Annotated in this window: 22 protein-coding genes; 11 read left to right on the forward strand and 11 right to left on the reverse strand. The window is 59.7% G+C overall.

Features of this window, described 5'->3' with window-relative positions:
- Positions 1 to 67: 67 nt before the first annotated feature.
- The 8 genes from MHM37_RS03100 (at position 68) to MHM37_RS03135 (ending at position 11301) form a co-directional block, all read left to right on the forward strand.
- On the forward strand, positions 68 to 2914 hold the full coding sequence (locus MHM37_RS03100) for a valine--tRNA ligase (protein WP_239295807.1): 2847 nt from the start codon (positions 68 to 70) through the stop codon (positions 2912 to 2914).
- Positions 2915 to 3115: 201 nt separating this feature from the next.
- Positions 3116 to 4165 carry an aminoglycoside phosphotransferase family protein gene (locus MHM37_RS03105; protein ID WP_239295806.1) on the forward strand — a complete coding sequence of 350 codons (1050 nt, stop codon included), beginning with the start codon at positions 3116 to 3118 and terminating at the stop codon, positions 4163 to 4165.
- A 24-nt stretch (positions 4166 to 4189) separates the two neighbouring features.
- Complete coding sequence (locus tag MHM37_RS03110) at positions 4190 to 5407, forward strand: ABC transporter substrate-binding protein (RefSeq protein ID WP_239295805.1); 1218 nt, start codon at positions 4190 to 4192, stop codon at positions 5405 to 5407.
- Positions 5408 to 5443: 36 nt separating this feature from the next.
- The gene (locus MHM37_RS03115; protein WP_239295804.1) at positions 5444 to 7132 is read left to right on the forward strand and encodes an ABC transporter permease subunit; all 1689 of its coding nucleotides are present in this window, start codon (positions 5444 to 5446) and stop codon (positions 7130 to 7132) included.
- Between the two features lie 24 nt (positions 7133 to 7156).
- On the forward strand, positions 7157 to 7792 hold the full coding sequence (locus tag MHM37_RS03120) for an ATP-binding cassette domain-containing protein (RefSeq protein WP_239295803.1): 636 nt from the start codon (positions 7157 to 7159) through the stop codon (positions 7790 to 7792).
- Positions 7779 to 8498, forward strand: a complete 720-nt coding sequence (locus MHM37_RS03125; protein ID WP_275437093.1) for a TIGR04283 family arsenosugar biosynthesis glycosyltransferase — start codon at positions 7779 to 7781, stop codon at positions 8496 to 8498. Before MHM37_RS03120 ends, MHM37_RS03125 begins: the two co-directional genes overlap by 14 nt.
- Entirely contained in the window at positions 8488 to 9111 is a 624-nt protein-coding gene (locus MHM37_RS03130) for a TIGR04282 family arsenosugar biosynthesis glycosyltransferase (RefSeq protein WP_239295802.1), read from the forward strand. The genes MHM37_RS03125 and MHM37_RS03130 overlap by 11 nt, the downstream gene beginning before the upstream one ends.
- 54 nt (positions 9112 to 9165) lie before the next feature.
- A complete protein-coding gene (locus MHM37_RS03135) occupies positions 9166 to 11301 on the forward strand; it encodes an FAD-dependent oxidoreductase (protein WP_239295801.1) in 2136 nt (711 codons plus the stop codon).
- 37 nt (positions 11302 to 11338) lie between these two features.
- On the opposite strand, the gene MHM37_RS03140 is transcribed toward MHM37_RS03135, so the two are convergent.
- On the reverse strand, positions 11339 to 11740 hold the full coding sequence (locus MHM37_RS03140; protein WP_239285333.1) for a helix-turn-helix transcriptional regulator: 402 nt from the start codon (positions 11738 to 11740) through the stop codon (positions 11339 to 11341).
- A gap of 160 nt (positions 11741 to 11900) precedes the next feature.
- Between MHM37_RS03140 and MHM37_RS03145 the strand changes: the two genes are divergently transcribed.
- Both MHM37_RS03145 and MHM37_RS03150 read left to right on the forward strand, forming a co-directional pair.
- Complete coding sequence (locus tag MHM37_RS03145) at positions 11901 to 13283, forward strand: sensor domain-containing diguanylate cyclase (protein ID WP_219862722.1); 1383 nt, start codon at positions 11901 to 11903, stop codon at positions 13281 to 13283.
- Between the two features lie 41 nt (positions 13284 to 13324).
- Complete coding sequence (locus MHM37_RS03150) at positions 13325 to 14524, forward strand: FAD-dependent oxidoreductase (RefSeq protein WP_239295800.1); 1200 nt, start codon at positions 13325 to 13327, stop codon at positions 14522 to 14524.
- 12 nt (positions 14525 to 14536) lie between these two features.
- Here the strand turns inward: MHM37_RS03150 and MHM37_RS03155 are convergent, their stop codons facing one another.
- Both MHM37_RS03155 and gloA read right to left on the reverse strand, forming a co-directional pair.
- Positions 14537 to 14956 carry an META domain-containing protein gene (locus MHM37_RS03155; RefSeq protein ID WP_231125620.1) on the reverse strand — a complete coding sequence of 140 codons (420 nt, stop codon included), beginning with the start codon at positions 14954 to 14956 and terminating at the stop codon, positions 14537 to 14539.
- Between the two features lie 67 nt (positions 14957 to 15023).
- Positions 15024 to 15464, reverse strand: a complete 441-nt coding sequence (gloA, locus tag MHM37_RS03160) for a lactoylglutathione lyase (protein ID WP_139528339.1) — start codon at positions 15462 to 15464, stop codon at positions 15024 to 15026.
- 213 nt (positions 15465 to 15677) lie between these two features.
- Here gloA and MHM37_RS03165 point away from each other — a divergent pair, with 213 nt between their 5' ends.
- Positions 15678 to 16748, forward strand: a complete 1071-nt coding sequence (locus MHM37_RS03165; RefSeq protein ID WP_239285339.1) for a metal-dependent hydrolase — start codon at positions 15678 to 15680, stop codon at positions 16746 to 16748.
- A 23-nt stretch (positions 16749 to 16771) separates the two neighbouring features.
- Here MHM37_RS03165 and MHM37_RS03170 read toward each other — a convergent pair whose 3' ends face one another.
- From MHM37_RS03170 to rho, 8 genes are all read right to left on the reverse strand, one after another.
- Complete coding sequence (locus tag MHM37_RS03170) at positions 16772 to 17500, reverse strand: MliC family protein (protein WP_239295799.1); 729 nt, start codon at positions 17498 to 17500, stop codon at positions 16772 to 16774.
- Positions 17501 to 17548: 48 nt separating this feature from the next.
- Entirely contained in the window at positions 17549 to 18058 is a 510-nt protein-coding gene (locus tag MHM37_RS03175; RefSeq protein WP_139528336.1) for a DUF3087 family protein, read from the reverse strand.
- 61 nt (positions 18059 to 18119) lie between these two features.
- The gene (locus tag MHM37_RS03180; protein WP_239295798.1) at positions 18120 to 19193 is read right to left on the reverse strand and encodes a 3-deoxy-7-phosphoheptulonate synthase; all 1074 of its coding nucleotides are present in this window, start codon (positions 19191 to 19193) and stop codon (positions 18120 to 18122) included.
- Between the two features lie 3 nt (positions 19194 to 19196).
- Positions 19197 to 19376, reverse strand: a complete 180-nt coding sequence (locus tag MHM37_RS03185) for a hypothetical protein (RefSeq protein WP_139528334.1) — start codon at positions 19374 to 19376, stop codon at positions 19197 to 19199.
- A 372-nt stretch (positions 19377 to 19748) separates the two neighbouring features.
- Positions 19749 to 19877, reverse strand: a complete 129-nt coding sequence (locus MHM37_RS17075; protein WP_255303977.1) for a hypothetical protein — start codon at positions 19875 to 19877, stop codon at positions 19749 to 19751.
- Positions 19878 to 19942: 65 nt separating this feature from the next.
- The gene (locus tag MHM37_RS03190; RefSeq protein ID WP_139528333.1) at positions 19943 to 20707 is read right to left on the reverse strand and encodes an NAD(P)H-flavin reductase; all 765 of its coding nucleotides are present in this window, start codon (positions 20705 to 20707) and stop codon (positions 19943 to 19945) included.
- A 42-nt stretch (positions 20708 to 20749) separates the two neighbouring features.
- On the reverse strand, positions 20750 to 22243 hold the full coding sequence (gene ubiD, locus MHM37_RS03195) for a 4-hydroxy-3-polyprenylbenzoate decarboxylase (RefSeq protein ID WP_139528332.1): 1494 nt from the start codon (positions 22241 to 22243) through the stop codon (positions 20750 to 20752).
- A gap of 50 nt (positions 22244 to 22293) precedes the next feature.
- A complete protein-coding gene (gene rho, locus MHM37_RS03200; protein ID WP_139528331.1) occupies positions 22294 to 23553 on the reverse strand; it encodes a transcription termination factor Rho in 1260 nt (419 codons plus the stop codon).
- Positions 23554 to 23750 lie beyond the last annotated feature (197 nt).

The raw sequence follows: 23750 nt of genomic DNA on the forward strand, positions 1-23750 counted from the left end.
CCTGACGAGCCCAGGGCGTTCGCGCTATACTTGCCACCATTTTTTGCAAGCCGTGAGCCGACTCCCCATGGAAAAGACCTACCAACCCGAACAGATCGAAACCCGCTGGTACGAACGCTGGGAAGCCGATAACCGCTTCGCCCCATCTGGCCGCGGCAAGCCCTTTTCGATCATGATTCCGCCGCCCAACGTCACCGGCAGCCTACATATGGGCCACGCGTTCCAGGACACCATCATGGATACCCTGACGCGCTGGAAGCGGATGCAGGGCAACAACACCCTGTGGCAGGTAGGCACCGACCACGCCGGGATAGCCACCCAGATGCTGGTGGAGCGCAAGATTGCAGCCGAAGAGGGCAAGACCCGTCATGACCTCGGCCGCGAGGCGTTCATCGAAAAAGTGTGGGAGTGGAAGGAAGAGTCCGGCGGCCACATTACCCGACAGCTGCGCCGCATGGGCGCCAGCGTCGACTGGAGCCGTGAGCGCTTCACCATGGACGATGGCTTCTATAAAGCGGTTCAAGAAGTTTTCGTGCGCCTGCATGAAGAGAAACTGATCTATCGCGGCAAGCGCTTGGTCAACTGGGATCCGACGCTACACACCGCTATTTCCGACCTGGAAGTGGAAAACAAAGAGCAGCAGGGCAGCTTCTGGCACTTCCGCTACCCGCTGGCCGACGGCGTCAAGACCGACGACGGCAAGGATTACGTGGTGGTCGCCACCACCCGCCCGGAAACCCTGCTGGGTGACACCGGCGTGGCGGTCAACCCAGAAGACCCGCGCTACGCCTCCTTGGTGGGCAAGTTCATCGAGCTGCCGCTGGTAGGCCGCCGCATCCCCATCGTGGCGGACGAGCACGCCGATATGGAGAAAGGCTCGGGCTGTGTGAAGATTACCCCGGCCCACGACTTCAACGACTACGAAGTCGGCAAGCGTCAGAACCACCTGCTGATCAACGTATTCACCAAAGATGCAACGATCCTCGAGCAGGCGGAAATCTTCGACCTGAAAGGTCAGCCGCAGCCCGATGAAGATGCCACCCTGCCCGCGAAATACGCGGGCTTGGATCGTTTCGAAGCACGCAAGCAGATCGTCGCCGACATGGAGGCCCTCGGCCTGCTGGTACAGGTAGAGAGCGTCAACAACACCCTGCCCTACGGCGACCGCTCCGGCGATGTCATCGAGCCGCTGCTGACCGACCAGTGGTTCGTGGCCGTGGAGAGCCTCGCCAAACCCGCCATCGAAGCGGTGGAGAACGGCGACATTCAGTTCGTGCCGAAGAACTACGAGAACATGTACTTCGCCTGGATGCGCGACCTACAGGACTGGTGTATTTCTCGCCAGCTGTGGTGGGGCCACCGCATTCCGGCTTGGTACGACGCCGACGGCAACGTGTATGTGGCTCGCAGTGAAGAGGAAGCCCGCGAGAAGCATGGCCTGGGCGCTGACGTGGCGCTGACCCAGGACGAAGACGTGCTGGACACCTGGTTCAGCTCGGGCCTATGGACGTTTGGCACCCTGGGCTGGCCGGAAAAAACCCCGGAGCTGGAAACCTTCCACCCCTCCAGCGTGCTGGTGACGGGTTTCGACATCATCTTCTTCTGGGTCGCCCGGATGATCATGATGACGCTGAAATTTACCGGTGAAGTTCCCTTCAAGACCGTCTACGTCCACGGCCTGGTGCGCGATGGCCAGGGCCAGAAGATGTCCAAATCCAAGGGCAACGTGCTGGACCCCATCGACCTGATCGATGGCATAACGCTGGATGACCTGCTGGAAAAACGCACCGGCAACATGATGCAGCCCCAAAAGGCCAAGGCGATTGCCAAAGCCACCAAAGAAGAGTTCAAAGACGGTATCGAAGCCCACGGCACCGATGCACTGCGCTTTACCTTCTTATCGCAAGCCACTACCGGTCGCGATATCAAGTTCGATATGAACCGCCTGGATGGCTATCGCAATTTCTGTAACAAGCTCTGGAACGCCTCACGCTACGTGCTAATGAACGCCGAAGGCGAGGACTGTGGCGCCTTGGGAGAGGAAGTGGAGCTCTCGCTGGCGGACCGCTGGATCATCTCCCAGCTACAGAAAACCGAAGCGCAGGTCACCAAAGCCATGGACGAGTACCGCTTCGACCACGCGTCCCAGGCGCTTTACGAGTTCGTCTGGAACGAGTACTGCGACTGGTACCTGGAGCTTTCCAAGCCGGTCCTCTGGGACGAGGCGGCCAGCGATAGCGCCAAACGCGGCACCCGCCGCACCCTGGTGCGGGTACTGGAAACCATTCTGCGCCTGGCCCACCCGATGATGCCCTACATTTCGGAAGAGATCTGGCAGCGGGTGGCTCCCCTGACGGGCACCTACATGGGCGACGGCGCCTCCATCATGCACCAGGCGTGGCCGGAAGCCGACGATAGCAAGATCGACGAGCAGGCCACCCGCGACATCGAATGGCTGAAAGGCGTGATCATCGCCGTGCGCAACATCCGCGCTGAGATGAACATCGCCCCTGGTAAGCCGCTGGACGTGCTGCTGACCAAAGGCCAGCCCGAGGACGCCGAGCGCCTGGAGCAGAACCGCCGCTTCCTGGCCAAGCTGGCGAAACTGGAAAGCGTGACGTGGCTGGCCAACCCAGAAGACGCCCCTCTTTCGGCCACCCAGCTGGTCGGCGATATGGAAGTGTTGGTACCGATGGCAGACCTGATCGATAAAGACGCGGAGCTTGCCCGCCTCGCCAAAGAGATCGAGAAGCAGGATAAGCTCATCGGCGGTATCGAGAAGAAACTGGGCAACGAAGGTTTCATTGCCAAAGCCCCCGACGCCGTGATCGAGAAAGAGCGCGGCAAACTGGCAGAGTACCAGTCCGCCAAAAAGTTGTTGGAAGAGCAGCAAGCGAAGATTGCCGCGATGTAATCCCCCGCTCATGACAGTCTCACAACGGCACCTACTGGGTGCCGTTGTCGTATCTACATCGCCTTTTTCACGCGACGACCTGCATGGCCATCGTTTTTTATGACGAACCGTGTAAGGTTAAACGTCATGCTGTCACTGACTGACAGTCGCACGCGTCGACCATTCATGACATGACCTCTCGTCAATCACACGGAACGCTTTATGCCGACACTCTCTGAGGCGCGCCTGAAGGCATTGGGCAGTACGCTGCAGCAAGCAAAGATCGACTACCGTTCGCTGACGCCCATGGCGGATACGGGCCTAGCCCACGACCACGTGTGGATCCACCGAGACGCCGATGACTGGGTGGCTCGGCTGCCCAAACAGAGCCAGATGAATCTGCCGCCAGAAGAGAACTTGGCCTATCAAGCCGCCTGCTATGAACGGGCCAGCCAAGGCGGACATACGCCTGGGTTGCAGGGCGTACTACCGCCCAGCGAGTCGCTACCACGCGGCGCGCTGCTGGTCGAGGCAATTCGCGGGCGCTTGGCCGACCTTCCCCAGGACCTGCCTGCCATTGCCGACACCCTCGCCAGCCTGCACCGCCAGCCGCTGCCTCGCCACCGCCCACCGTTACTGGCCCCTGCAGCCCCTTGGCAAGCCATGGTGGAAGAAGTGTCTCAGCAGGCAAAATGGCTCGACGACGCCCAGCTTCCCAGCAGCATTCATCTGCGTATTCAACAGGAGCTGGATTTACTGCCCAGCACGCTGGATGATGCCGCCGCTACGCTGATCAGCTTCGATACCCACCCCGGCAATTTTTTGGTCACGGACGAGGGGCGCGCCATACTCGTCGATCTCGAAAAATGCCGCTACGGACTGCCGGGCATCGATTTAGCCCATACCTCACTCTACACCTCGACCACCTGGGACCTTAACAGCCAAGCGGTGCTCAGCTTGGACGAGGTCATTGCGTTCTATCGCCGCTGGCAGACGGCCATGGCCGCCACGCCTGATATCGTGCTTCCCAGCGTGAATACGCTAATTGCCTGTCGGCGCGCGACGTGGCTATGGTCGCTGACGTGGTGTGCCAAGTGGCGCGCTCAACACCTGCAACGCCAGGATAGCGAGCGCCGGGGAGAGGATTGGTCGGCGGAGCTCACCGATGCCGCCGTGATCGACCACGTGCGCGACCGCGTGGAACACTATCTCTCACTGCCCATTATCGACCATGTTCACAGTGAACTTCAGTGCCTACAAACCGCTCTATAACCAACTGATTTGATGAGGTGTGCGATGAAACCACGCTCTGCTCTGGCCACCGCCGTGGCGTTTGCTCTGATAAGCCTAGCCGCGCCTGCGGTTGCCACGCCCGACCCGCAAGAGTGGGAGAGCGTACTGGACGCCGCCGACGGCCAAACCGTGTACTGGAATGCCTGGGGCGGCGATGCGCGCACCAATCGCTATATTGCCTGGGTCGCAGAGCAGATGCAGGAGAGCTACGGCGTTCGCGTAGAGCACGTGAAGCTCGACGATACCAGCAGCGCCGTGGCGCGGGTGCTGGGTGAACAGCAGGCGGGCAACGACAGCGATGGCAGCATCGACTTGATTTGGATCAACGGCGAAAACTTCGCCGCCATGCGTGAGCAAGACTTGCTGTTTGGGCCTTTTGCGGCGTCGCTGCCGAACTTCGCTCTTACCTATCCTGACGAGAATCCCGAAGTCGTCACCGACTTCACTCTACCCACCGAGGGTTATGAGTCCCCCTGGGGCAAGGCGCAAATCACCTTCTACTACGACAGCGCCCAAACCGATACGCCGCCCCAAAGCATCGAGGAATTACTCACCTGGGCCAGAGCGAATCCTGGACAGTTCAGCTATCCGCGTATCCCCGACTTTACCGGCAGTACGTTCCTAAAACAGGCGCTGATCGAGCTCACCGACCAAGCTGACGCGCTCTATGCCCCTGTCGACGAGACCACGTTCGAAGAGATCACCGCGCCGCTGTGGGCCTACTTGGACGAATTGCACCCACATCTCTGGCGCAGTGGACGCAGCTTTCCCGATTCCGGCCCCAACCTTCGCACGCTGATGAGCGACGGTGAGCTTAGCCTGGCTTTCTCGTTCTACCCCACCGACGCTGCCGTAGCGGTGATGGAGTATGAACTGCCGCAAAGCGTGCGCAGCTACGTACTCGAAGGCGGCACCCTGGGCAATGTGCACTTCGTAGCCATTCCCTACAACTCGCCGCATAAAGCGGGCGCGTTGGCGCTAGCCAACTTCTTACTCTCCCCGGAAGCGCAGGCCCAGAAGCAGTCGCTCAGCATGTGGGGCGACCGCAGCGTGCTGGCCATTCAGCAGCTCGAGCCAAGCGACCAGGCACTCTTCGAGCAGGGTGACCACCATCCCTCGGCGCTGCCGGTCGATGCGCTATCCAGCACCCTCGCAGAACCCCATCCCAGCTGGATGAACGCCCTACAGGATGCTTGGCTCGAGCGTTACGGTGTCAACTAAGCGCACTCCTCCTCTTCGCGTGCGACTCACTGAACCATGCTACGGCTAGCGCCGATCGTGATCATTGCCCTGCTGGTGATGCCCGTCACCGCGGGGCTTGGCATGGTACTACTGCCCGCCTTTGGCTACTTGCCGGTACTGGGGAGCGATCAGGCCAACCTCTTTGCTTGGCAAATGCTTTTCGCACAGCCGGGGCTTGGCCGCTCGGTGGCGGTGAGTTTTGCCAGCGGCCTGGCCAGTACGGCGTTAGCGCTGCTCATCGTCGTGCTGTTTTTAGCTGCCAGCCAAGGCACTTGGCTGGACCGCAGCCTGCGCCGGTTAGTGTCACCTTTGCTGGCGATTCCCCACGCGGCGGTGGCGTTTGGCTTTGCTTTTCTGATTGCGCCTTCTGGGCTGATGGCACGACTGATCTCCCCGTGGCTCTCCGGCTGGGAGGCGCCCCCCGATGCGCTGATCGTCAACGATCCGTGGGGACTTGCGCTCACGCTTGGCCTCGTCTTGAAGGAAGCGCCCTTTCTGCTGCTAATGAGCCTCGCGGCACTGCCTCAGCTCCAGGCCGAGCAGCGCCTGCGGCTGGCACGATCGTTGGGCTACTCGCCCACGGTTGCTTGGCTCAAAGGGGTGCTGCCATCGCTCTATCCACTCATCCGCCTGCCGGTGTATGCAGTGATTGCTTATGCGACCTCCGTGGTGGACATGGCGCTAATATTGGGTCCACGCTTGCCGCCCACCTTGAGCGTCTCGATTCTTGGTTGGTTTAGCGACCCCGACCTCACCCGTCGCTTCATGGCGTCGGCGGCGGCAGTACTGCAGCTGGGCGTAACGCTGGCCGCGCTGCTGAGCTGGTGGCTGTTGGAGCAGCTGGCCCGCAGGCTGGGCCAGCGCTGGTTGATCAATGGCGAGCGCACGCGGGGAGACGCCGCCGTTCGTGTGTTCGGACGCGTAGGGCTTGCTCTGGCAAGCGCCGCCGCGCTGGCCTCACTGGCGGGGCTTGGGCTCTTCTCGGTGGCCGGGTTTTGGCGTTTTCCTGAGCTGCTGCCGCAGTCGCTTACCGTCGACCACTGGCAGCGCAGTGTCAGCATGCTGGCTGGCCCACTGACCCATACCGCACTCATTGCCCTACTTTCGACCGGCGTGGCGGCCGTGCTGGTCGTCGCCACGCTCGAAAACGAGCAGCGCCAGCAGCGTCACCCTACTCGCTCGCTCTGGCTGCTCTATTTACCGCTTTTAGTCCCGCAAATCGCATTTTTATACGGTTTGGTGGTGGCCGCCGAGCGCCTGGGCATTCGCCCCCAACTGGCGCTGGTGGTAGCGGGCCACCTGCTGTTCGTATTGCCTTATGTGTATCTTTCGCTGGCGGAAGCCTATCGCCGCTTGGATCCGCGCTGGCTCTACATGGCCCAATCATTAGGCGTTTCTCGCCGCCGGGCGTTTTGGCGCGTGCGGCTACCGCTCCTGCTTGCCCCACTGCTCACCGCCGCAGCGGTGGGCTTTGCGGTGAGTATTGGTCAATATTTACCCACCCAACTATTAGGCGCAGGCAGAGTCCCAACGGTGACCACCGAAGCCGTGGCGCTGGCCTCCGGGGGAAACCGCCGCTTAATCGGCGTATGGGCGCTGGTGCAAGCGGGCCTGCCGCTCGTCGGCTTTATGGTCGCCGTCGCCTTGCCAAGGTGGCTAGGCGCTCCAAGACGCACGCCTCTTAACGTTAAACGCCAAGGTTAAGACGCCCTGTGGATAAGGAACCTCATGAATAACGCTGCCAACGCCCTGACCCTCGAGCAAGTAAGCATTCACTTAGCTGAACGCCTGCTGTTGACAGTCGATGCAACGGTGGCCCCCGGCGACGTGCTCACCGTGATGGGTCCCTCGGGTTCTGGTAAATCGACGCTGCTAGCGTTTATCGCCGGTTTTTTACCCAACACGTTCACCGCCCAGGGGCGGGTTCGCCTTGGGGGTACCAACATACTACGCCTGCCCGCCGAGCAGCGCGGCGTGGGGTTACTGTTTCAAGACCCGTTGCTGTTTCCCCATTTGAGCGTCGGCGGAAACCTGCGCTTTGGCCTGCCCCGTAGAAGCCCGCAGAAAAGTGCTCAGATTGCCAAGGCGCTCGACCAGGTAGGGCTTGCAGGGTTTGAAGCCCGCGATCCGGCCACGCTTTCCGGCGGGCAGCAGGCTAGGGTGGCATTGATGCGGCTGCTGCTCTCCCAACCCCGCGCCGTATTACTGGACGAACCCTTCTCCAAGCTGGATACGACCCTACGCCAAGAGATGCGCGCGCTGGTCTTCAGTCAACTGCGGGAAGCGGGCCTACCCGCTCTACTCGTCACCCATGACGACGCCGATGCCACCGCCGCAGGAGGACCGATCATTGCCCTTGGCTGATCCGCACCCTACGCCTTTGTCACTGAGTATCATCATTCCGATGCTCAATGAAGCAGCCGGTATTCAGGCAACGCTCACGCGGCTACAGCTGCTGCGCGCCTCAGGCGTTGAACTCATCGTCGTGGATGGCGGCAGCACCGATGCCAGCGTGGCCTTGGCCACGCCACTTGCCGATACGGTCCTGAAGAGTGAACCTGGGCGCGCACGTCAGATGAACCTGGGGGCGCAACACGCCCGCGGCCTGGCATTGCTCTTTCTGCATGCCGATACTCGACTACCGCCCGACAAAGAGCAGCGTGCGGTGACGAATCTACAGCAGGCGCTTGCCCAACACGCCTGGGGGCGGTTCGATATTCAGCTCGCGGGCAAAAGCCGCTGGCTGCCAGTGGTCGCGAGCTTGATGAACCTACGCTCGCGACTCAGTGGTATCGCCACCGGTGACCAGGGCATCTTTGTGCGCCGGGACACGTTTTTCGCACTGGGCGGCTTTCCCGATCAGCCGCTGATGGAGGACATCGAACTCAGCAAACGGCTGAAGGCCCATTCATCCCCCGCCTGCCTGCGCCAGAAGGTGATAAGCTCGGGCAGGCGCTGGGACGAGTTCGGCGCTTGGCCCACCATTCGCCTGATGTGGCGGCTACGCTACCGCTACTGGCGCGGTGTCAGCGCCACGCAATTGGCTAAGGAGTACCGCGATGCACGTTAAGCCCGCCGCGCCCCACCTGCACCTGCTGGCCAAAGCACCGCTGCCGGGGCAGGCCAAAACGCGTCTGATCCCCTGCTTGGGCGCACAGGGCGCCGCCGACGCCCACGCAGCCATGGTGCGTCACTGTGTAGCCACCGGCTGCGAAGCGCTGGGGGCGGAGAACGTCACGCTGTGGACCTCGTTAGATCACCGCCACCCGCTCTTTTTAGAGCTTCAGGCCCAACACGGTATTGCCCTGGCCGCCCAGCAGCAGGGCGACGTGGGCAGGCGTGTTCGCCATGCGCTGAACAGTACCGACGGCCCTGCGATGGTAATGGGCACCGACTGCCCCAGCATTACCCATGCCATGCTAAAGCGCTGCCGAGCCGCCTTGAGCACCTTTGCCGTCGTGATTCTACCGGCCGAAGATGGCGGTTACGGACTGATTGGCAGCCACCAGGACTACCCCAGCCTGTTTGCAGACATTCCCTGGGGCACCGAACGGGTATTGAGCGTGACCCAAGCGCGCCTAGCGGCACTGGGCCTGGAAGCCGCCTACCCAGATACCATGTGGGACATCGACCGCCCCGAAGATTGGCAGCGCTGGCAGCGGCAGCGCCACGCCAACGTGTAAGGAACCCCTCCATTTGAGCACTGAGTCAGCCCCCCTTTTTCCAAGGAGCCTGCCATGAACCGTCAGCGCCTGCTGATTATTGCCCTACTGCTATTGGCCGTGATTGGCTTCTACGCTAGCGGCGCCCATTCGTTTTTCACGCTGGACACCCTGCAAACCTACCGCAGCGATTTTCAGGCAGCTTTTCAGCAATCGCCTTGGCAGGTGGCGGGTATGTTCTTTGCGGTGTATGTGGTCATGACGGCCCTGTCACTCCCCGGTGCAACCCTGCTCACCCTACTGGGGGGCGCACTGTTTGGATTGGGCTGGGGGCTGCTCATCATCTCGTTTGCCAGCGCCATCGGCGCGACGCTCGCCTTTCTGCTTTCCCGTTTTCTGTTTCGGCAGCCCATCGAAAAACGCTTTCCCCGCCAGTTCGACACGGTGAACCGGGGCGTCGAGAAGGATGGCGCGTTTTATCTGTTCACCCTGCGTTTGGTGCCCATTTTTCCGTTTTTCATGATCAACCTCGTCATGGGGCTCACGCGGATTAAAACCACCACGTTTTACTGGGTGAGCCAGCTGGGCATGCTGCCCGGCACGGCGGTGTACGTGAATGCGGGCGGCCAGCTCGGCGAGCTGGAAAGCCTGAGCGGCATTATTTCGCCTGGGCTCATTGCCTCGTTTGCGCTGCTGGCGGTGTTCCCTTGGGTGGCCCGGCGCATTGCGGTGTTGGTGCAAAAGCGCAACGCCTATAAAGGCTTCACGCGCCCTAGTCGCTTCGATTACGACATCGTGGTGATTGGCGGCGGCTCGGCGGGGTTAGTCACTAGCTATATCGCCAGCGCCGTGAAGGCCAAGGTGGCCCTGGTCGAAAAACACAAGATGGGCGGCGACTGTCTCAATACGGGCTGCGTCCCCTCGAAAGCATTGATCCGGGCGGCTCGTGCGGCCCATGACATTCGCACGGCGCACCGCTTTGGCGTGAGCGCCAGCGAGCCCCGCGTGGATTTCTCCAAGGTGATGGGGCATGTGCATCAGGCCATCCGTGATATCGAGCCCCACGATAGCGTCGAGCGCTACACCCAGCTTGGCGTGGAGGTGTATCAAGCGCACGCCACCCTGGTATCACCGTGGGAAATTCGCGTGGGTGAACAAACCCTCACCGCTCGCCATATCGTGCTGGCCACCGGGGCGCGCCCCCGCGTGCCGCCCCTACCCGGTATCGAGCACGCGCCGCTGCTCACTTCTGAAAACCTCTGGTCGCTCACCGAACTGCCCAAACGGTTGGTAGTGCTTGGCGGCGGGGCGATTGGCTGCGAACTCAGCCAAAGTTTTGCCCGTCTGGGCAGCCAGGTCACCTTGGTCGAGGGCGCGCCACAGTTACTGGGCCGAGAGGATAACGAGGTCAGCGAGCACGTGGAGCGCACCCTCACCCAAGAGGGCGTAACGGTGATGACCAGCGCGAAAGCGCTGGAGGTGAACCAAACGGACGGTGAGCATCAGTTGGTGATCGAGCACGAGGGTGAGCGCAATACTCTGGCGTTCGATTACCTTTTGGTGAGCGCAGGCCGTCAGGCCAACGTGGAGGGGTTAGGGCTGGAAGCGCTAGGAATTACCACCACGGATATCGGCACGCTGGCGCTCAACGAGCGGCTGCAGACGCGCCTGCCCAACATCTGGGCCTGTGGCGACTTGGCCGGCCCCTACCAGCTCACCCACGCCGCAGCCCACCAAGCGTGGCACGCCGCCGTGAACGCCCTGTTTGGCGAGCTAAAGAGCTTCGCAGTGGACTACCGCTTCATGCCCGCCGTGACCTACGTGCAACCGGAAGTGGCCAGGGTGGGGCTCAACGAAAAAGAGGCCACCGCCAAGGGTGTGGCCTTTGAAGTGACCCGCTACGCCATGAGTGACAGCGACCGCGCCATTGCCGAAGGGGCGCCCGAGGGCTTTATCAAAGTGCTCACCGTGCCCGGCAAAGACAAAATTTTGGGAGCAACGGTCGTGGCGGAAAACGCCGGTGAGTGGCTGGGCGAGTTCACCATCGCCATGAAGCACGGGCTGGGGCTGAATAAGCTGCTCGGCACCATTCACCCTTACCCCACCCTGGGCGAAGCGACCAAAGCCACCGCTGGGGTATGGAAAAACGCTCACAAGCCGGAGCGGGTACTGGATCTGTTGAAGCGCTATTTCGACTGGCGCCGGGGCTAAGAAGACCGAGTGCGATGACAGCCTTTCGCCCATGCAGTCATTCGCGCTCGGCACCTGCCGGCGAATCACCATAGGCTTTGGCAAACGTTTCTACCACGTCATGGACGATTTGACGCTGAGGGGGCGGCAGCGTCTTGTACATGGCCAGCAAATGACGCTCTTCTCTCGTGAGCGGGGTTTGCCACGGCCCTGACGGCTCGTTGACCGCATTCTCTTCGGTGCCGCCATAGCGCAGATAATGGGGCGTGACCGATAACCAACGCGCCAGTACCTGTAGCTTTTCCTGACTTGGAATCGAGTCTCCCCGCAACCAGCGCCTGACGGCCTGGAAGGTGATCGGTTTTCCCCAGTAGCGCAAATTGAATTCACGCTCCAGCACAGAGGGCCGCGTGTCGTACCCTGCCGTTTGCATGGAGGATTTCAGGCGCTCGGCAAACATGATTTTTTCATTCATGCCGCCAATGTGAATCGATTATTCAATAATGGTTGAATAATGATTTACCTTTTGGTTGAATCGTTAATTCAATTTCGATGTGACGTGACGCTCGGCCTTTGGCCAACATGGACGTGTTATCTCATGTATTGAGGAGTCATTCAGGATGAGCGAGCAACCTCTTTGTCATGAGCGCGACGAGCTTTACGACTCCCTGCTAACGATTAGCCAAGCACCGACGCCAACAGCACTCTTCGAACGGATCGCTTACACGCTTCATAAAGCCACCCGTCAAACCCCCATCCTCGTTTACCATCGTACCAAGGCCCTGAAGCTACGTTTGGTCTATGGTTTTCCACCCACGTGTCCGCTAGAGGCCTATCCCCACCTAACGTCCATTTGCTCGCTCGATGCTCTGGCAGCCTCCAGGTTGCAGTATTATGAATTAAAAGGAGAAGCGGGAACATGGGGCTATGTCGCCCACCCCGCCTCGCGTCACGCGGCTTCTTCAAAATGGTGCAGTTTGATCGTCATGATGGCGGCGCAGCGGCTGCGCCTACTAAAAGTAGAGCAGCTGACTATGCAACGGGCCAAGTTGACATGTTACCGCCAACAACTCGCCGCCGATATCAGACGCTTTGCTGGTATCGAACAAATCCTCCAGCACCATGGGGAGCGCCTATGTCAACTCTTCGATGCCCAGGGCATTGCCTTGATGAGGCACCGTCAGCTTCACTGCTTGGGCGACTGCCCTCCTGAACGGCATCTTCTCGATGCGCTCGACACACTACCCAACGAGGCCTTGAGCAGCGGCACACTCGAGCTTGATGGCCTGTGTCAGGGTGGCTTGGTGGCCCGCTTGGACATCGCGTGCTGCGCTCCATGTTGGCTACTGCTGTTTCGTCACACATCCCCTCTCAAACAGCCCTGCTCTCTCTCCGGCCCGGTGACTGATTGGCTGCCGATAGAGGCCTCCATGGTGAGGGAGCTGGCCGACGACATCGCCGTGGCGATTACCGCCATAGAGGTTGCCTACCTCAATCAGCAGTTGACGAAGACCAATCAGCGGCTGCAAGCGCTCGCCCGCCTGGACCCCTTGACCCAGTGCTGGAACCGCCACTACACCAACATGGTCCTGAACCGCCTCATCAGCTCGGACGTTACCCTCTCTGTCGTCCTGTTCGATGTCGACGACTTCAAGAAAATCAATGACACCTATGGCCACTCAGTGGGGGACGACGTATTAGGGCGTCTCAGCCGCGTTGTGCAGGACACACTACGCGAAGGGGATCATCTTGGCCGCTGGGGAGGCGAAGAATTTTTGATCATCCTTCAGGAGACGGATATCACGACCAGCTTACCTCTTGCACAGCGGCTGTGTAGCATCGTCTCGACGACGTTTTTCAAACTACCGTTCCCCGTCACGATCAGCATAGGTCTTACAGCCAAACAGTCAGGCGATACCGTGCGTCAATTAGTGGAACGCGCCGACCACGGCATGTACCTGGCCAAGAAAAGCGGCAAAAATCGGGTGGTCATAGGCGAATAACGCTCAGCAGCGGCGCCTCATCGCTCGTTCAAGGAGGCAACATGCAGAAATTACTGCTCATCGGTGCAGGCCACGCCCACGCCTTCGTGCTGGAGGCGTTTGCCTTACAGCCGGATAAAACGGTGTCGATCACCGTGGTGAGCGATAGCCGATTTGCCGCCTACTCGGGCAGCGTGCCTGCATGGTTAGCCGGGGAGTGCACGCTAAGGGAGACGCAGATGGATATTGCGGCACTCTGTAAGCGCGCAGGCGCTCACTTCGTCGCGTCTCCTGCCGTGGCGCTCAGTACGAGCGAGCGCCAGATAACACTGGCAGATGGGAGCGTAGTGGCGTTTGACGTGGCCTCCTTCAACGTCGGCTCGACGCTAACGTTACCGCAAGTCATTGCTCCTAAAGGTAATGAAAATCGCGAGGCGAGTGCCAAGAAAAGTATCGAGAAGAGTGTCGAGAAAAATGCGCTGCCGACGCTGCTGGCCATGCGTCCGCTCAGCTCCTTGCACCATCGCTGGCAAGCATTACGCGAAGAGGTGGCTAAGCTGCCAGCCGGAGCACGCCAAAACGTCGTGAGCGTTGGCGGTGGCGCAGCAGGTTGCGAGACGCTGATGAGTGTCCTCGCGCGGCTTCGACAACAGCGCCCGGACATTCACTGGCAAGGCACACTGATCAGCGCCGCTGAGACGCTGCTGCCGGGGGCGGGTTGGCTGCCCCGCTGGTTAACGGCGCGGGCGCTCAAAAGCGCGGGCGTGCGCGTCCTCACAGGAGTGCGGGGGCGCGCCTTGGTACCTGGCGGTGTGGAAACCGACACTGGTGAGCACATCGAAGCGGATATCGTACTCTGGGCGACCGGCGCCGTGGGCCAAACGTGGCTGCAACGAACGGCGCTGCCGCTGGATGAGAAAGGCTTTATTTCTGTGGACGAGGCGCTTCAAGTGACTGGCCAGCGCGGCATTTTTGCCGCTGGCGACTGCGCTGCGCTGCGCTCCTCCCCACTCCCTAAGGCAGGCGTTTATGCGGTGCGTATGGGCCCCGCATTAGCAGAGAATCTGCGGGCCGCCTGCCACGGTTTAACGCTCACCCCGTGGCAGCCTCCGTGTCGCGTGCTAGCACTGATTGGCACAGGCGACGGCCACGCGATTGCCAGCCGTGGGTCCATAGGCTTTTCGGGCCGCTGGGTATGGCAGTGGAAACAGCGGATCGATGCGCGCTTTCTTGCCCGCTTCAACCCGCCTTTTACTGATTAAGCCGATAGCGGCTTAGTTAGCTTCTCGCCAACCGCCGAGGACGCGGCTATCTGGTCCGAAGAACACCAACCGGTCATGGTCGATCAAATACCGATAGGCATTATCTAGCATATCAGTCACCCGCTTGGCGTCCTCCATGTTCGGACACGCCATTCGGGTAGAGGCCAGCTCGCTAAACGAGATGCGTTGGCTTTCACCTAAACTCACCTTACCGGTGAACTGGTTGCAGCCATCAGAGCCGTTAACCTTCCCGTCGCGTCCAATACGAAAGAACGGTGTTTCGGGCATGGAGAGCCGCTCATCGGTCCCTACCAGCAGTAAGTTCCAGCGCTGCTCCACTACCGGCCCAGAGAGCGTACCGCCCTGCGGTACATCCGTTCGCTCTTGCTGCGGTGTGCTGCCACAAGCGCTCAGCAGCAGCGCAAGCCCCATTCCCATGATGATATGGCGGGTTTGTCCTTTCACCTTGTTCGTACTCCTTATGCGTTTTACCAGCGACTTACCAGCTACCCGTGTTTTCCATGGAGGCCCAAGGCTCCTGGGGAGACAATGCATCGCCTTTTTGTAACAGCTCGACAGAGATGCCGTCGGGCGACTTCACGAACGCCATGTGGCCGTCGCGGGGCGGACGGTTAATGGTCACGCCGTTATCCTGAAGTTTCTGGCAAAGGCCATAAATATCGTCGACTCGGTAGGCCAAATGGCCGAAATTACGGCCACCCGTGTACTCTTCCGGGTCCCAGTTGTAGGTCAACTCGAGCTCGGGGGCAGTAAGGCGCTCGGAGCGGGCTTCGTCGTCGGGTGCGGCGAGAAACACCAGTGTAAAGCGACCTTTTTCGTTCTCTTTACGGCGCACTTCTTTGAGGCCCAGCAACTCACAATAAAAGTGAAGCGAGGCGTCCAAGTCGCTGACACGTACCATGGTATGTAAAAACTGCATGTCATTTCCTCTTCATCGAAAAAGGGTAATTATATCCTGTAAAACCGTAGCGCACGTTGTCGCGCGGGTCATGTGGCACCCTCAAAACATAGACAAGAGTGCCACATTAAAATAGAAGATAGATGTGCTGTACAATAATGTCATGGTGGTGCATCTCGTGCGTCATGCCAAGTAACTATGACGATTCGCTATCGGCTCGTCGAGGAGAGGTCTGTGGATTCGATTACGCAAGCAGCGCTTGGGGCAGCCGTCGGAGGGGTGGTATTGGGTAAGCGCCTGGGCAGAAAGGCCATCGTCATAGGTGCGCTACTGGGTACTCTACCCGATTTGGACGTGGCGCTGGATTATGGCGACGCCATTGCCAACGTCACCGAGCACCGTGGCTTCAGCCATTCCCTGTTCGTATTGACGGGCCTTGCCACGCTGCTAGCCGTGCTCTGCGCTCGCTTCGCGCCACCGCAGGACATCTCGTTTGGCCGCTGGTGGAGTTTTTTTACGCTGATATTGGTGACGCACCCGCTGCTCGATTCGCTCACCACCTATGGCACACAACTGCTATGGCCGCTGGACGCGCCACCGGTCGCGTGGCCTATCGTCTTCATCATCGACCCTTTTTACACGCTGCCGCTGCTGATAGCGCTCACCATTGCCAGCGTCTCCGGCAAGGTACACAGCGCTTGCCGAGCGGGGCTAGCCATCTCCTGCGTTTATCTCATAGCAGCGGCTGGCGCCAAGTGGAGCGTGGAGCAACGTCTTGCACCGACACTGGCCGACGCAGATTTACAGACGGCTCCTGTACTGATTCAACCGACGCCGTTCAACATCGCGCTATGGCGGGCGACGGTCATCGACGATGATCGTTATTACGAGAGTTTGATCAGCGTGTTCGATCGTGAACGGGCCCCAGCCTTGGAGCCGTTGCGTCGTAACGTCGAGCTGGAGCCAAGTGCTCTGGAGGGGCCGCTAGGCCAGCGGCTTACATGGTTCACTGGGCCGTTCTTACGTTTCGAGACACGTCACATCGATGGGCAAGAGACGCTTATCGCCACTGACATTCGGCTAGGCTTTCCCGGTTTTCACCCTTTCAACTTTACCCTAGCAACCCGAGAAGGCGATCGCTGGGTACCCGTTGCGATCAGTGAAGAAGTACGCAGCCCCAGAGGACTGCACTTGGCGACACTGGCACGTCTTGCCGCCCGGGCAGGCGGCGATGTATCGGCCCTGTGCGCCAGCGACTACGTAGAGCCACAGTGGCGCGCAGAGCCGTTCCTCTATCGCTGCTAGTGGCCGTACAAGGCCATGACAGGCTACGGCGCAATGCCTTGTGCACATCCTTTATATTGTTCGCCATCCATGGTGAACGTCACGCGAGCAGGATAGGGTTCGCCACTCATGTCGTCGAAACAGGCACCTGATTCAATACGTACGCGGAAAAACTGCTCGGCGTTGGCATTCTCGATCACCACCCGGCCCGCGTCGTTATCCATCACGCTGACCATATAGGGCATGGTCGCCGTGTCGCTGCCGTAATTAGTGGTCCAGGTCATGACGGGCGCATCGTTCGCCAGTTCGATCGTCCAGCCGGGCTCGTTACCGCGGGCTAACAACATCACACCCGGGTGGCTGCCACGCGTGGCAATCTCCCGCTGAACCCCTTGATGGCATTGTAGCTGCCCTCGCGGCGTTTCGATTTGCGCCCGATCGCCGCGATTCCAGAAGCTGATATCGCCATCCTGATAACGGGCACCGCTGGCCACTACGGCTTGAGGCAATCGCCACGCACCGTGCAACGACCACAGCCGTAACTCGTTCCCATTGACGGCCGTGACCAAGTCTTGATTGGCTGGTTGGCAGTTCCAGGCCTGAAAACGCTCGGCGCTGCCGGGAAACAGCACCGAAGGCAGCAGCGGCGCGCTGCTCTGCACGGTGGTTTTCACTGGCTGCTCATCGACTGGCGCACTGGTGGCGCAGCCGCCCAGCAGTATCGCGGTCGCTACCGCGGTGGCGAGTAGTAGTGATGCCGTATTAGCCTTCATCGAACGTGCTCCCTATCGAATCCCTCATTTCATGGCTTATTACACCACTTACTTCTTAAAAGCGCTCAGGTCGTGCGGGTCGAACGTAGCTACCTCTTTGGGTAGCCCTAGTTCGTCACGCTTTACTTTGACCTGCATTTTTTCTGCGAGCCGTTCGGCATCGTCATCGGTGGTGCGGCCGTTCAGTTCTGCCAGTTGAGCCATGCCTTGGTGGTAGAAGGTCAGAATATCCAGCGCTAAACGATTATCCTGTTCCACCGCACGGCGCAGCGGCTGCAGATAGCTACTAATGCGCGACAAGTGGTGCTTGAGCTGCCAAACGTAGCGCATTTCGGCCATCCACGGGCGCTCTCTGAGCGCAGCGAACATGGCGCTGGTGGCGAGCAGGCCCAGCAGAACGCCCAGCGCGTTCAGCCAGATGCTGCTTCCAAAGGTAGCGGTGAGCAGCATGGAAAACAGCAGGCCAAAAATGATCAGTTGCCCGGCCATTGCCACGCTGATGATACGGGCTTTGCGACGGTACGTAGCAGGGTCGTGCTGTTCAAGGGTAAAGGCCATGGCCAACCTCGTGATCGAAAGGAGTCCTTATGATACGGGGCTGGCCGGGTCAGTCAACGCGCTAGGTCAGTCGCTCCGCGGCGGTTTTCAGCAAGCGCTCGGTGGTCTCCCAGCTGACGCAGGCATCAGTGACCGAGACGCCGTAGCGTAGCGCACTGGGCGTCAACGCTTGTTTGCCTTCGTACAAATGACTCTCTAGCATCAATGCCACCAAATTTGCGTCGCCCGCTTGACGCTGAGCCAATACGTCCAGCATGACTTCACTTTGGCGGCGGTGATCCTTACGGGCGTTGGCGTGGCTACAGTCCACCATCAAGCGCGGATTCTGGCCCGCCTCGCATAGCGTATTCACGGCGCGGCGCACATGGTGCGCTTGGTAATTAGGTTCACCGTGACCACCGCGTAATACCACATGGGTGTGTGGGTTGCCTGCGGTCTCCTGCATGATCGGGCGGCCCTGACTATCCATGGCAAAACGCTGATGGGAGTGGGCCGCCGCCTGCATGGCATCGATGGCTACCTGCACGTCACCGCTGGTGGCATTTTTGAAGCCTACGGCAGCGCTGAGATCGCTAGCCAATTCACGGTGTAGCTGGGACTCCGTGGTGCGCGCCCCAATCGCCACCCAGCTCAGCAGGTCATCCAGGTAGGGGGCCAGCATCGGCTGCAATAGCTCGGTGGCTATCGGCAGGCCGCGGGAGGCGACGGCGTGCATCAATTCACGAGATAGTGTCATACCGCGCGGCATATCACCGCTACCATCCAGATCAGGATCGTAGGCCAGCCCTTTCCAACCGACCGTAGTGCGCGGCTTCTCAACGTACACCCGCATCACCGGCAGAATCCGTTCGCTCACCTCGTCGCTGAGCGCTGCCAAACGATCCGCGTACTCCAGGGCAGCATCCGGGTCGTGGATGGAGCAGGGTCCTACCACGACGAGCAGGCGATCATCATGCCCGTTGAGAATACGCTGCACCGCTTGGCGCTGCTGATCGATTTGGGAACGGAGCGTGCTGTTCACACTCACCCGCTGACGCAGCTCAGCGGGTAGCGGCAGAGCCGTTGCAGACATGAGCGAGGAAGCCGGGGCAGTCGTGGGGCAAGCAGTATTGGCAGTATGGATAGGGGCATTCATCAGTTAACTCTCCGAATTCGTAGGGCATAGCGCGTGACATCGCATCACCAACTTGCCACCCAAATGGGCACGGTCGGAGGTGGCAGCTAGCACCGACCGCGCGACGCTAAATCGCCAGCCATAGCCATAGCCGATATAACGGATGGCGTTCAGACTAGCGATAAAGTGTGCGCGGTAAGACATGGTGCAGCTCCTGAATGAATGACGTATGAAATGTGGTTGCGTAAAACGAAAGAAGCCTCGGTGGAGTTACCCACCGAGGCTTCTTTGCATGCGGCAGGCAACCGGAGCGGTGTGCCTGCTGGCGCGACGCTAAGCGTCAGCCAGGGGCACACCGTGGCTAAACCAATACGCTGCATAGTAACCGAATTGAGTGACACCGACGCTCGCCCAAGCGTACGTCACCGTTTCCGGTTTGGCGGTGACGCTTGATGACAGCGTGCCGTGTAGCATGGGGCTTCCTCAATCGATTAATGACGAACTGTCTTTATCCTGCCTGCGCAGGCGCCAAATGGCAACCGAGAATTTGCGTGCGGGTTGCCCATGAGCAAGTGATTAGCTGCCGAACGCTTGGATCCAACCAATCGTGGCGGGCAGTGCACTCATACCGACCAAGACCACGATGCCCAGTATGATCGGCAGAATGCCAGAATCGTCTTTGAAATTGTCGTCGTGATGGGCCATGACAGCCTCCTCAATAGCGGATCGAGTTGACGGCTTAAGCCGTACACTAAAAGTGATCAATCATTTTAGTGAGGCCGAGGAGCGTAGGCAAACACATCCGAAAACATTTGCGCACTGCTCACCCCAAAACGTTCCAGCACGTCCACGCAAGCGTACACCATGCCGGGCGAGCCCGAGAGGTAGACATCGCAATCGCTTGGCTGGATGGGGGCCTTGGCAAGCTCACTCTCCAACACCAAGTCGACGCGACCTTGGTGATGGACGATGCGTTCTCCAGAAGCGAGCGGCTCGGTGAGCGGAAACTCGGTAACGGCATGGAACGCTATGTGGTCATGCTGCTGTGCCCATGCGCAGGCGAGGTCTTCGGCATACAGGTCACGGTGCTCACGGTTTGCCCACCATAGCGAAATGGGTCGTGTGGGCTGGTCACGCAGGGCAGCCTCGACGATGGCCTTCATCTGGGCGAACCCCGTCCCTGCGGCAATCAGCAGTAGCGGACGCTCACTCTGGGTATCCAACACGCACTCTCCGCTCGGCAAACGAACGGTGAGCTGATTCGCCACCTGTAGCAGTTGGCGTAGACGTTGGGAGTTATCTCGCTCGGGCCAGTGCTGAATCTGTAACTCCAGCGTGCCGTCGCCTCTGTCGCAGCTCGCAATCGAGAAGGGCACCCACGTGGCCTCGTCCAGCATTAGCTCGAGGTACTGACCGGGCGCATGCTGCATTGCCTCAGCGCGACCGGCAAGCGTCACTTGGAACACGTCGGGATTGAGGTCCTCGACGGCGGTGACTTGGCAGGTTAGCGTTTTGCACGTTAACGTAGCGCTCATGAAAGCCTCTTTGTGGAAAGTCGTTCGGCCCCACACATCCGCTTAACCATGACGCGGTGTGGGTAGCGGAATATCAATGCCCAGTTCGCCCCAGCGCTCGTCGACACGGGTTTTCACCGCTTCGTCCATGACGATGGGCGTCCCCCACTCGCGGTCGGTTTCGCCGGGCCATTTATTGGTCGCGTCCAGTCCCATTTTGGAGCCAAGCCCAGACACTGGCGACGCAAAGTCGAGGTAGTCGATGGGGGTATTTTCGACCATGACGGTGTCTCGAGCAGGGTCCATACGCGTGGTGATCGCCCACATCACATCTTCCCAATTGCGTGCATCCACATCGTCATCCAGCACGATGACGAACTTGGTGTACATGAACTGGCGCAAGAAGCTCCATACGCCCATCATCACGCGCTTGGCGTGACCGGGGTACTGCTTCTTCATGGTGACGACCGCCATGCGGTAAGAGCACCCTTCCGGAGGCAAGTAGAAGTCGACGATCTCAGGAAACTGCTTGCATAGGATGGGCACGAACACTTCGTTGAGCGCCACACCTAAAATGGCGGGCTCATCAGGGGGGCGGCCAGTGTACGTGGAGTGATAGATGGCGTCGCGACGCATGGTCATGCGTGTCACAGTGAAAACGGGAAAGTGATCCACCTCGTTGTAGTACCCAGTGTGGTCACCAAACGGCCCTTCTGGCGCCATGTCATCCGGATAGATGAACCCTTCCAGGATGATTTCGCTGGAGGCGGGCACGTCGAGGTCCGCATGGCCACATTTCACTAGCTCGGTGCGCGAGCCGCGCAGCAGGCCTGCAAAGGCATATTCGGAGAGCGTGTCCGGTACGGGCGTCACCGCACCGAGAATGGTCGCCGGGTCGGCGCCTAACGCCACCGCGACGGGGAACGGTTCGCCGGGATGGGCTTTTTGGAACTCGAGAAAATCCAGCGCGCCGCCGCGATGGGATAGCCAGCGCATGATCAGGCGATTCTTGCCGATCTTTTGCTGGCGATAGATGCCCAGGTTTTGGCGCTTTTTATGGGGGCCTTTGGTGATCACCAGCGGCCACGTGACCAGCGGTGCCGCATCGCCCGGCCAGCAGTGCTGAATCGGCAAGCGCCCCAAGTCCACGTCATCGCCTTCGTAAACGACTTCCTGAACCGGCGCACGCTTGACGCTCTTGGGCCCCATGCTGAGCACTTGCTTGAAGATCGGCAGTTTGTCCCAAGCGTCTTTTAACCCTTTGGGCGGGTCTGGCTCCTTCAAAAATGCCAAGAGCTTGCCCACTTCGCGCAGCGCCTCGACCGAATCCTGCCCCATGCCCAGCGCGACCCGTTTTGGGGTGCCGAACAGGTTTCCCAACAGCGGCATGTCGTGACCCTTCACATTTTCGAACAGCAGTGCAGGACCACCGGCACGCAGCGTGCGGTCGCAGATTTCGGTGATTTCCAAGTAGGGATCTACTTCGGCCGTGATGCGCTTAAGTTCACCCTGCGCCTCCAGCGTTGCGATAAAGTCACGCAGATCGTTGTACTTCAATGCCCTCTCCTCAACCCGGCTGTCTGGCGGAACCGCCACCCTGGAGCGCCTTAACGGCGCTTCATGGCTTCGAAGAATTCGAGATTGGTCTTGGTGTCTTTCAGACGATCGATCAAGAACTCGGTGGCTGCGGTATCTTCCATCGGGTTGAGCAGTTTTCGTAGGATCCACATACGCTGCATTTCATCTTCAGAGGCCAATAGATCCTCACGGCGAGTGCCGCTGCGGCGAATGTTGATCGCCGGGAAGACACGCTTCTCCGCCAGTTTGCGGTCAAGGTGCGCTTCCATGTTACCGGTGCCCTTGAACTCTTCGAAGATGACTTCGTCCATTTTCGAGCCGGTATCGACCAGCGCAGTGGCGATGATCGTCAGGCTGCCGCCCTCTTCGATATTACGCGCCGCCCCAAAGAAGCGTTTCGGCTTCTCGAGTGCATGGGCATCCACACCACCGGTGAGCACCTTGCCAGAGCTGGGTACGACGGTGTTGTAAGCACGCGCCAAGCGAGTGATGGAGTCGAGCAGGATCACCACGTCTTTCTTGTGCTCAACCAAGCGCTTGGCTTTTTCGATGACCATTTCGGCTACCTGTACGTGGCGGGCAGGCGGCTCATCGAAGGTGGAGGCGACCACTTCACCGCGCACGGTGCGGGACATCTCGGTGACTTCCTCCGGGCGCTCGTCGATCAGTAGCACGATCAGATGACACTCGGGGTTATTGCGCGTGATCGAGGTCGCGATGTTCTGCAGCATCAGTGTCTTACCCGCTTTCGGGGGAGACACCAGCAGGCCGCGCTGACCTTTACCGATGGGCGCGGTCAGATCGATGATCCGGGCGGTCAGATCTTCGGTCGACCCGTTGCCGATCTCCATACGCAGACGGTCGTTCGGAAACAGCGGCGTCAGGTTCTCGAAGAGAATCTTGTGCTTGGCATTTTCCGGACGATCAAAGTTGATCTGGCTGACTTTGAGCAGCGCAAAATAGCGCTCGCCCTCTTTGGGCGGACGAATTTTGCCGGAAATGGAGTCGCCCTTGCGCAGATTGAAACGACGAATCTGTGAAGGCGATACGTAGATATCGTCCGGTCCGGCGAGGTACGAACTGTCGGCGCTACGCAGGAAGCCGAAGCCATCCTGAAGAATTTCCAGCACACCGTCGCCATAAATATCCTCGCCGCTTTTGGCATGCTTCTTGAGGATGGCGAAAATGATGTCCTGTTTGCGCGAACGGGCCAGGTTGTCGATGCCCATTTCACGGGCGATATCGAGCAGCTCGGGAACGGTTTTTTGCTTGAGTTCAGTGAGATTCATCGGTGTGTTAGAAAATTGCTCATGAAAGCTAGGCGCTAAGCGCCAGGAATAAGACAGGAGGCTTGGCCGATATCATAGGGTCAATATCATAGGGCTAAGCGCCGAGTGATGCGTTCAGACCCCATTTAGGCACACGCTCGCGTGGTAAAAGCCGGGCAGTCGCCATAACGATACCTAATACGTAAAAGCGGCATCAC

It is taken from the genome of Halomonas sp. MMH1-48, assembly GCF_022348105.1.
In the GTDB taxonomy this organism is placed as follows: domain Bacteria; phylum Pseudomonadota; class Gammaproteobacteria; order Pseudomonadales; family Halomonadaceae; genus Vreelandella; species Vreelandella piezotolerans.

Coding starts and splice junctions, on each gene's coding strand:
- MHM37_RS03100 (WP_239295807.1), top strand. CDS start 68: ATGGAAAAGACCTACCAACCCGAACAGATCGAAACCCGCTGGTACGAA.
- MHM37_RS03105 (WP_239295806.1), top strand. CDS start 3,116: ATGCCGACACTCTCTGAGGCGCGCCTGAAGGCATTGGGCAGTACGCTG.
- MHM37_RS03110 (WP_239295805.1), top strand. CDS start 4,190: ATGAAACCACGCTCTGCTCTGGCCACCGCCGTGGCGTTTGCTCTGATA.
- MHM37_RS03115 (WP_239295804.1), top strand. CDS start 5,444: ATGCTACGGCTAGCGCCGATCGTGATCATTGCCCTGCTGGTGATGCCC.
- MHM37_RS03120 (WP_239295803.1), top strand. CDS start 7,157: ATGAATAACGCTGCCAACGCCCTGACCCTCGAGCAAGTAAGCATTCAC.
- MHM37_RS03130 (WP_239295802.1), top strand. CDS start 8,488: ATGCACGTTAAGCCCGCCGCGCCCCACCTGCACCTGCTGGCCAAAGCA.
- MHM37_RS03135 (WP_239295801.1), top strand. CDS start 9,166: ATGAACCGTCAGCGCCTGCTGATTATTGCCCTACTGCTATTGGCCGTG.
- MHM37_RS03140 (WP_239285333.1), bottom strand. CDS start 11,740: ATGTTTGCCGAGCGCCTGAAATCCTCCATGCAAACGGCAGGGTACGAC.
- MHM37_RS03145 (WP_219862722.1), top strand. CDS start 11,901: ATGAGCGAGCAACCTCTTTGTCATGAGCGCGACGAGCTTTACGACTCC.
- MHM37_RS03150 (WP_239295800.1), top strand. CDS start 13,325: ATGCAGAAATTACTGCTCATCGGTGCAGGCCACGCCCACGCCTTCGTG.
- MHM37_RS03155 (WP_231125620.1), bottom strand. CDS start 14,956: ATGGGGCTTGCGCTGCTGCTGAGCGCTTGTGGCAGCACACCGCAGCAA.
- gloA (WP_139528339.1), bottom strand. CDS start 15,464: ATGCAGTTTTTACATACCATGGTACGTGTCAGCGACTTGGACGCCTCG.
- MHM37_RS03170 (WP_239295799.1), bottom strand. CDS start 17,500: ATGAAGGCTAATACGGCATCACTACTACTCGCCACCGCGGTAGCGACC.
- MHM37_RS03175 (WP_139528336.1), bottom strand. CDS start 18,058: ATGGCCTTTACCCTTGAACAGCACGACCCTGCTACGTACCGTCGCAAA.
- MHM37_RS03180 (WP_239295798.1), bottom strand. CDS start 19,193: ATGAATGCCCCTATCCATACTGCCAATACTGCTTGCCCCACGACTGCC.
- MHM37_RS03185 (WP_139528334.1), bottom strand. CDS start 19,376: ATGTCTTACCGCGCACACTTTATCGCTAGTCTGAACGCCATCCGTTAT.
- MHM37_RS17075 (WP_255303977.1), bottom strand. CDS start 19,877: ATGGCCCATCACGACGACAATTTCAAAGACGATTCTGGCATTCTGCCG.
- MHM37_RS03190 (WP_139528333.1), bottom strand. CDS start 20,707: ATGAGCGCTACGTTAACGTGCAAAACGCTAACCTGCCAAGTCACCGCC.
- rho (WP_139528331.1), bottom strand. CDS start 23,553: ATGAATCTCACTGAACTCAAGCAAAAAACCGTTCCCGAGCTGCTCGAT.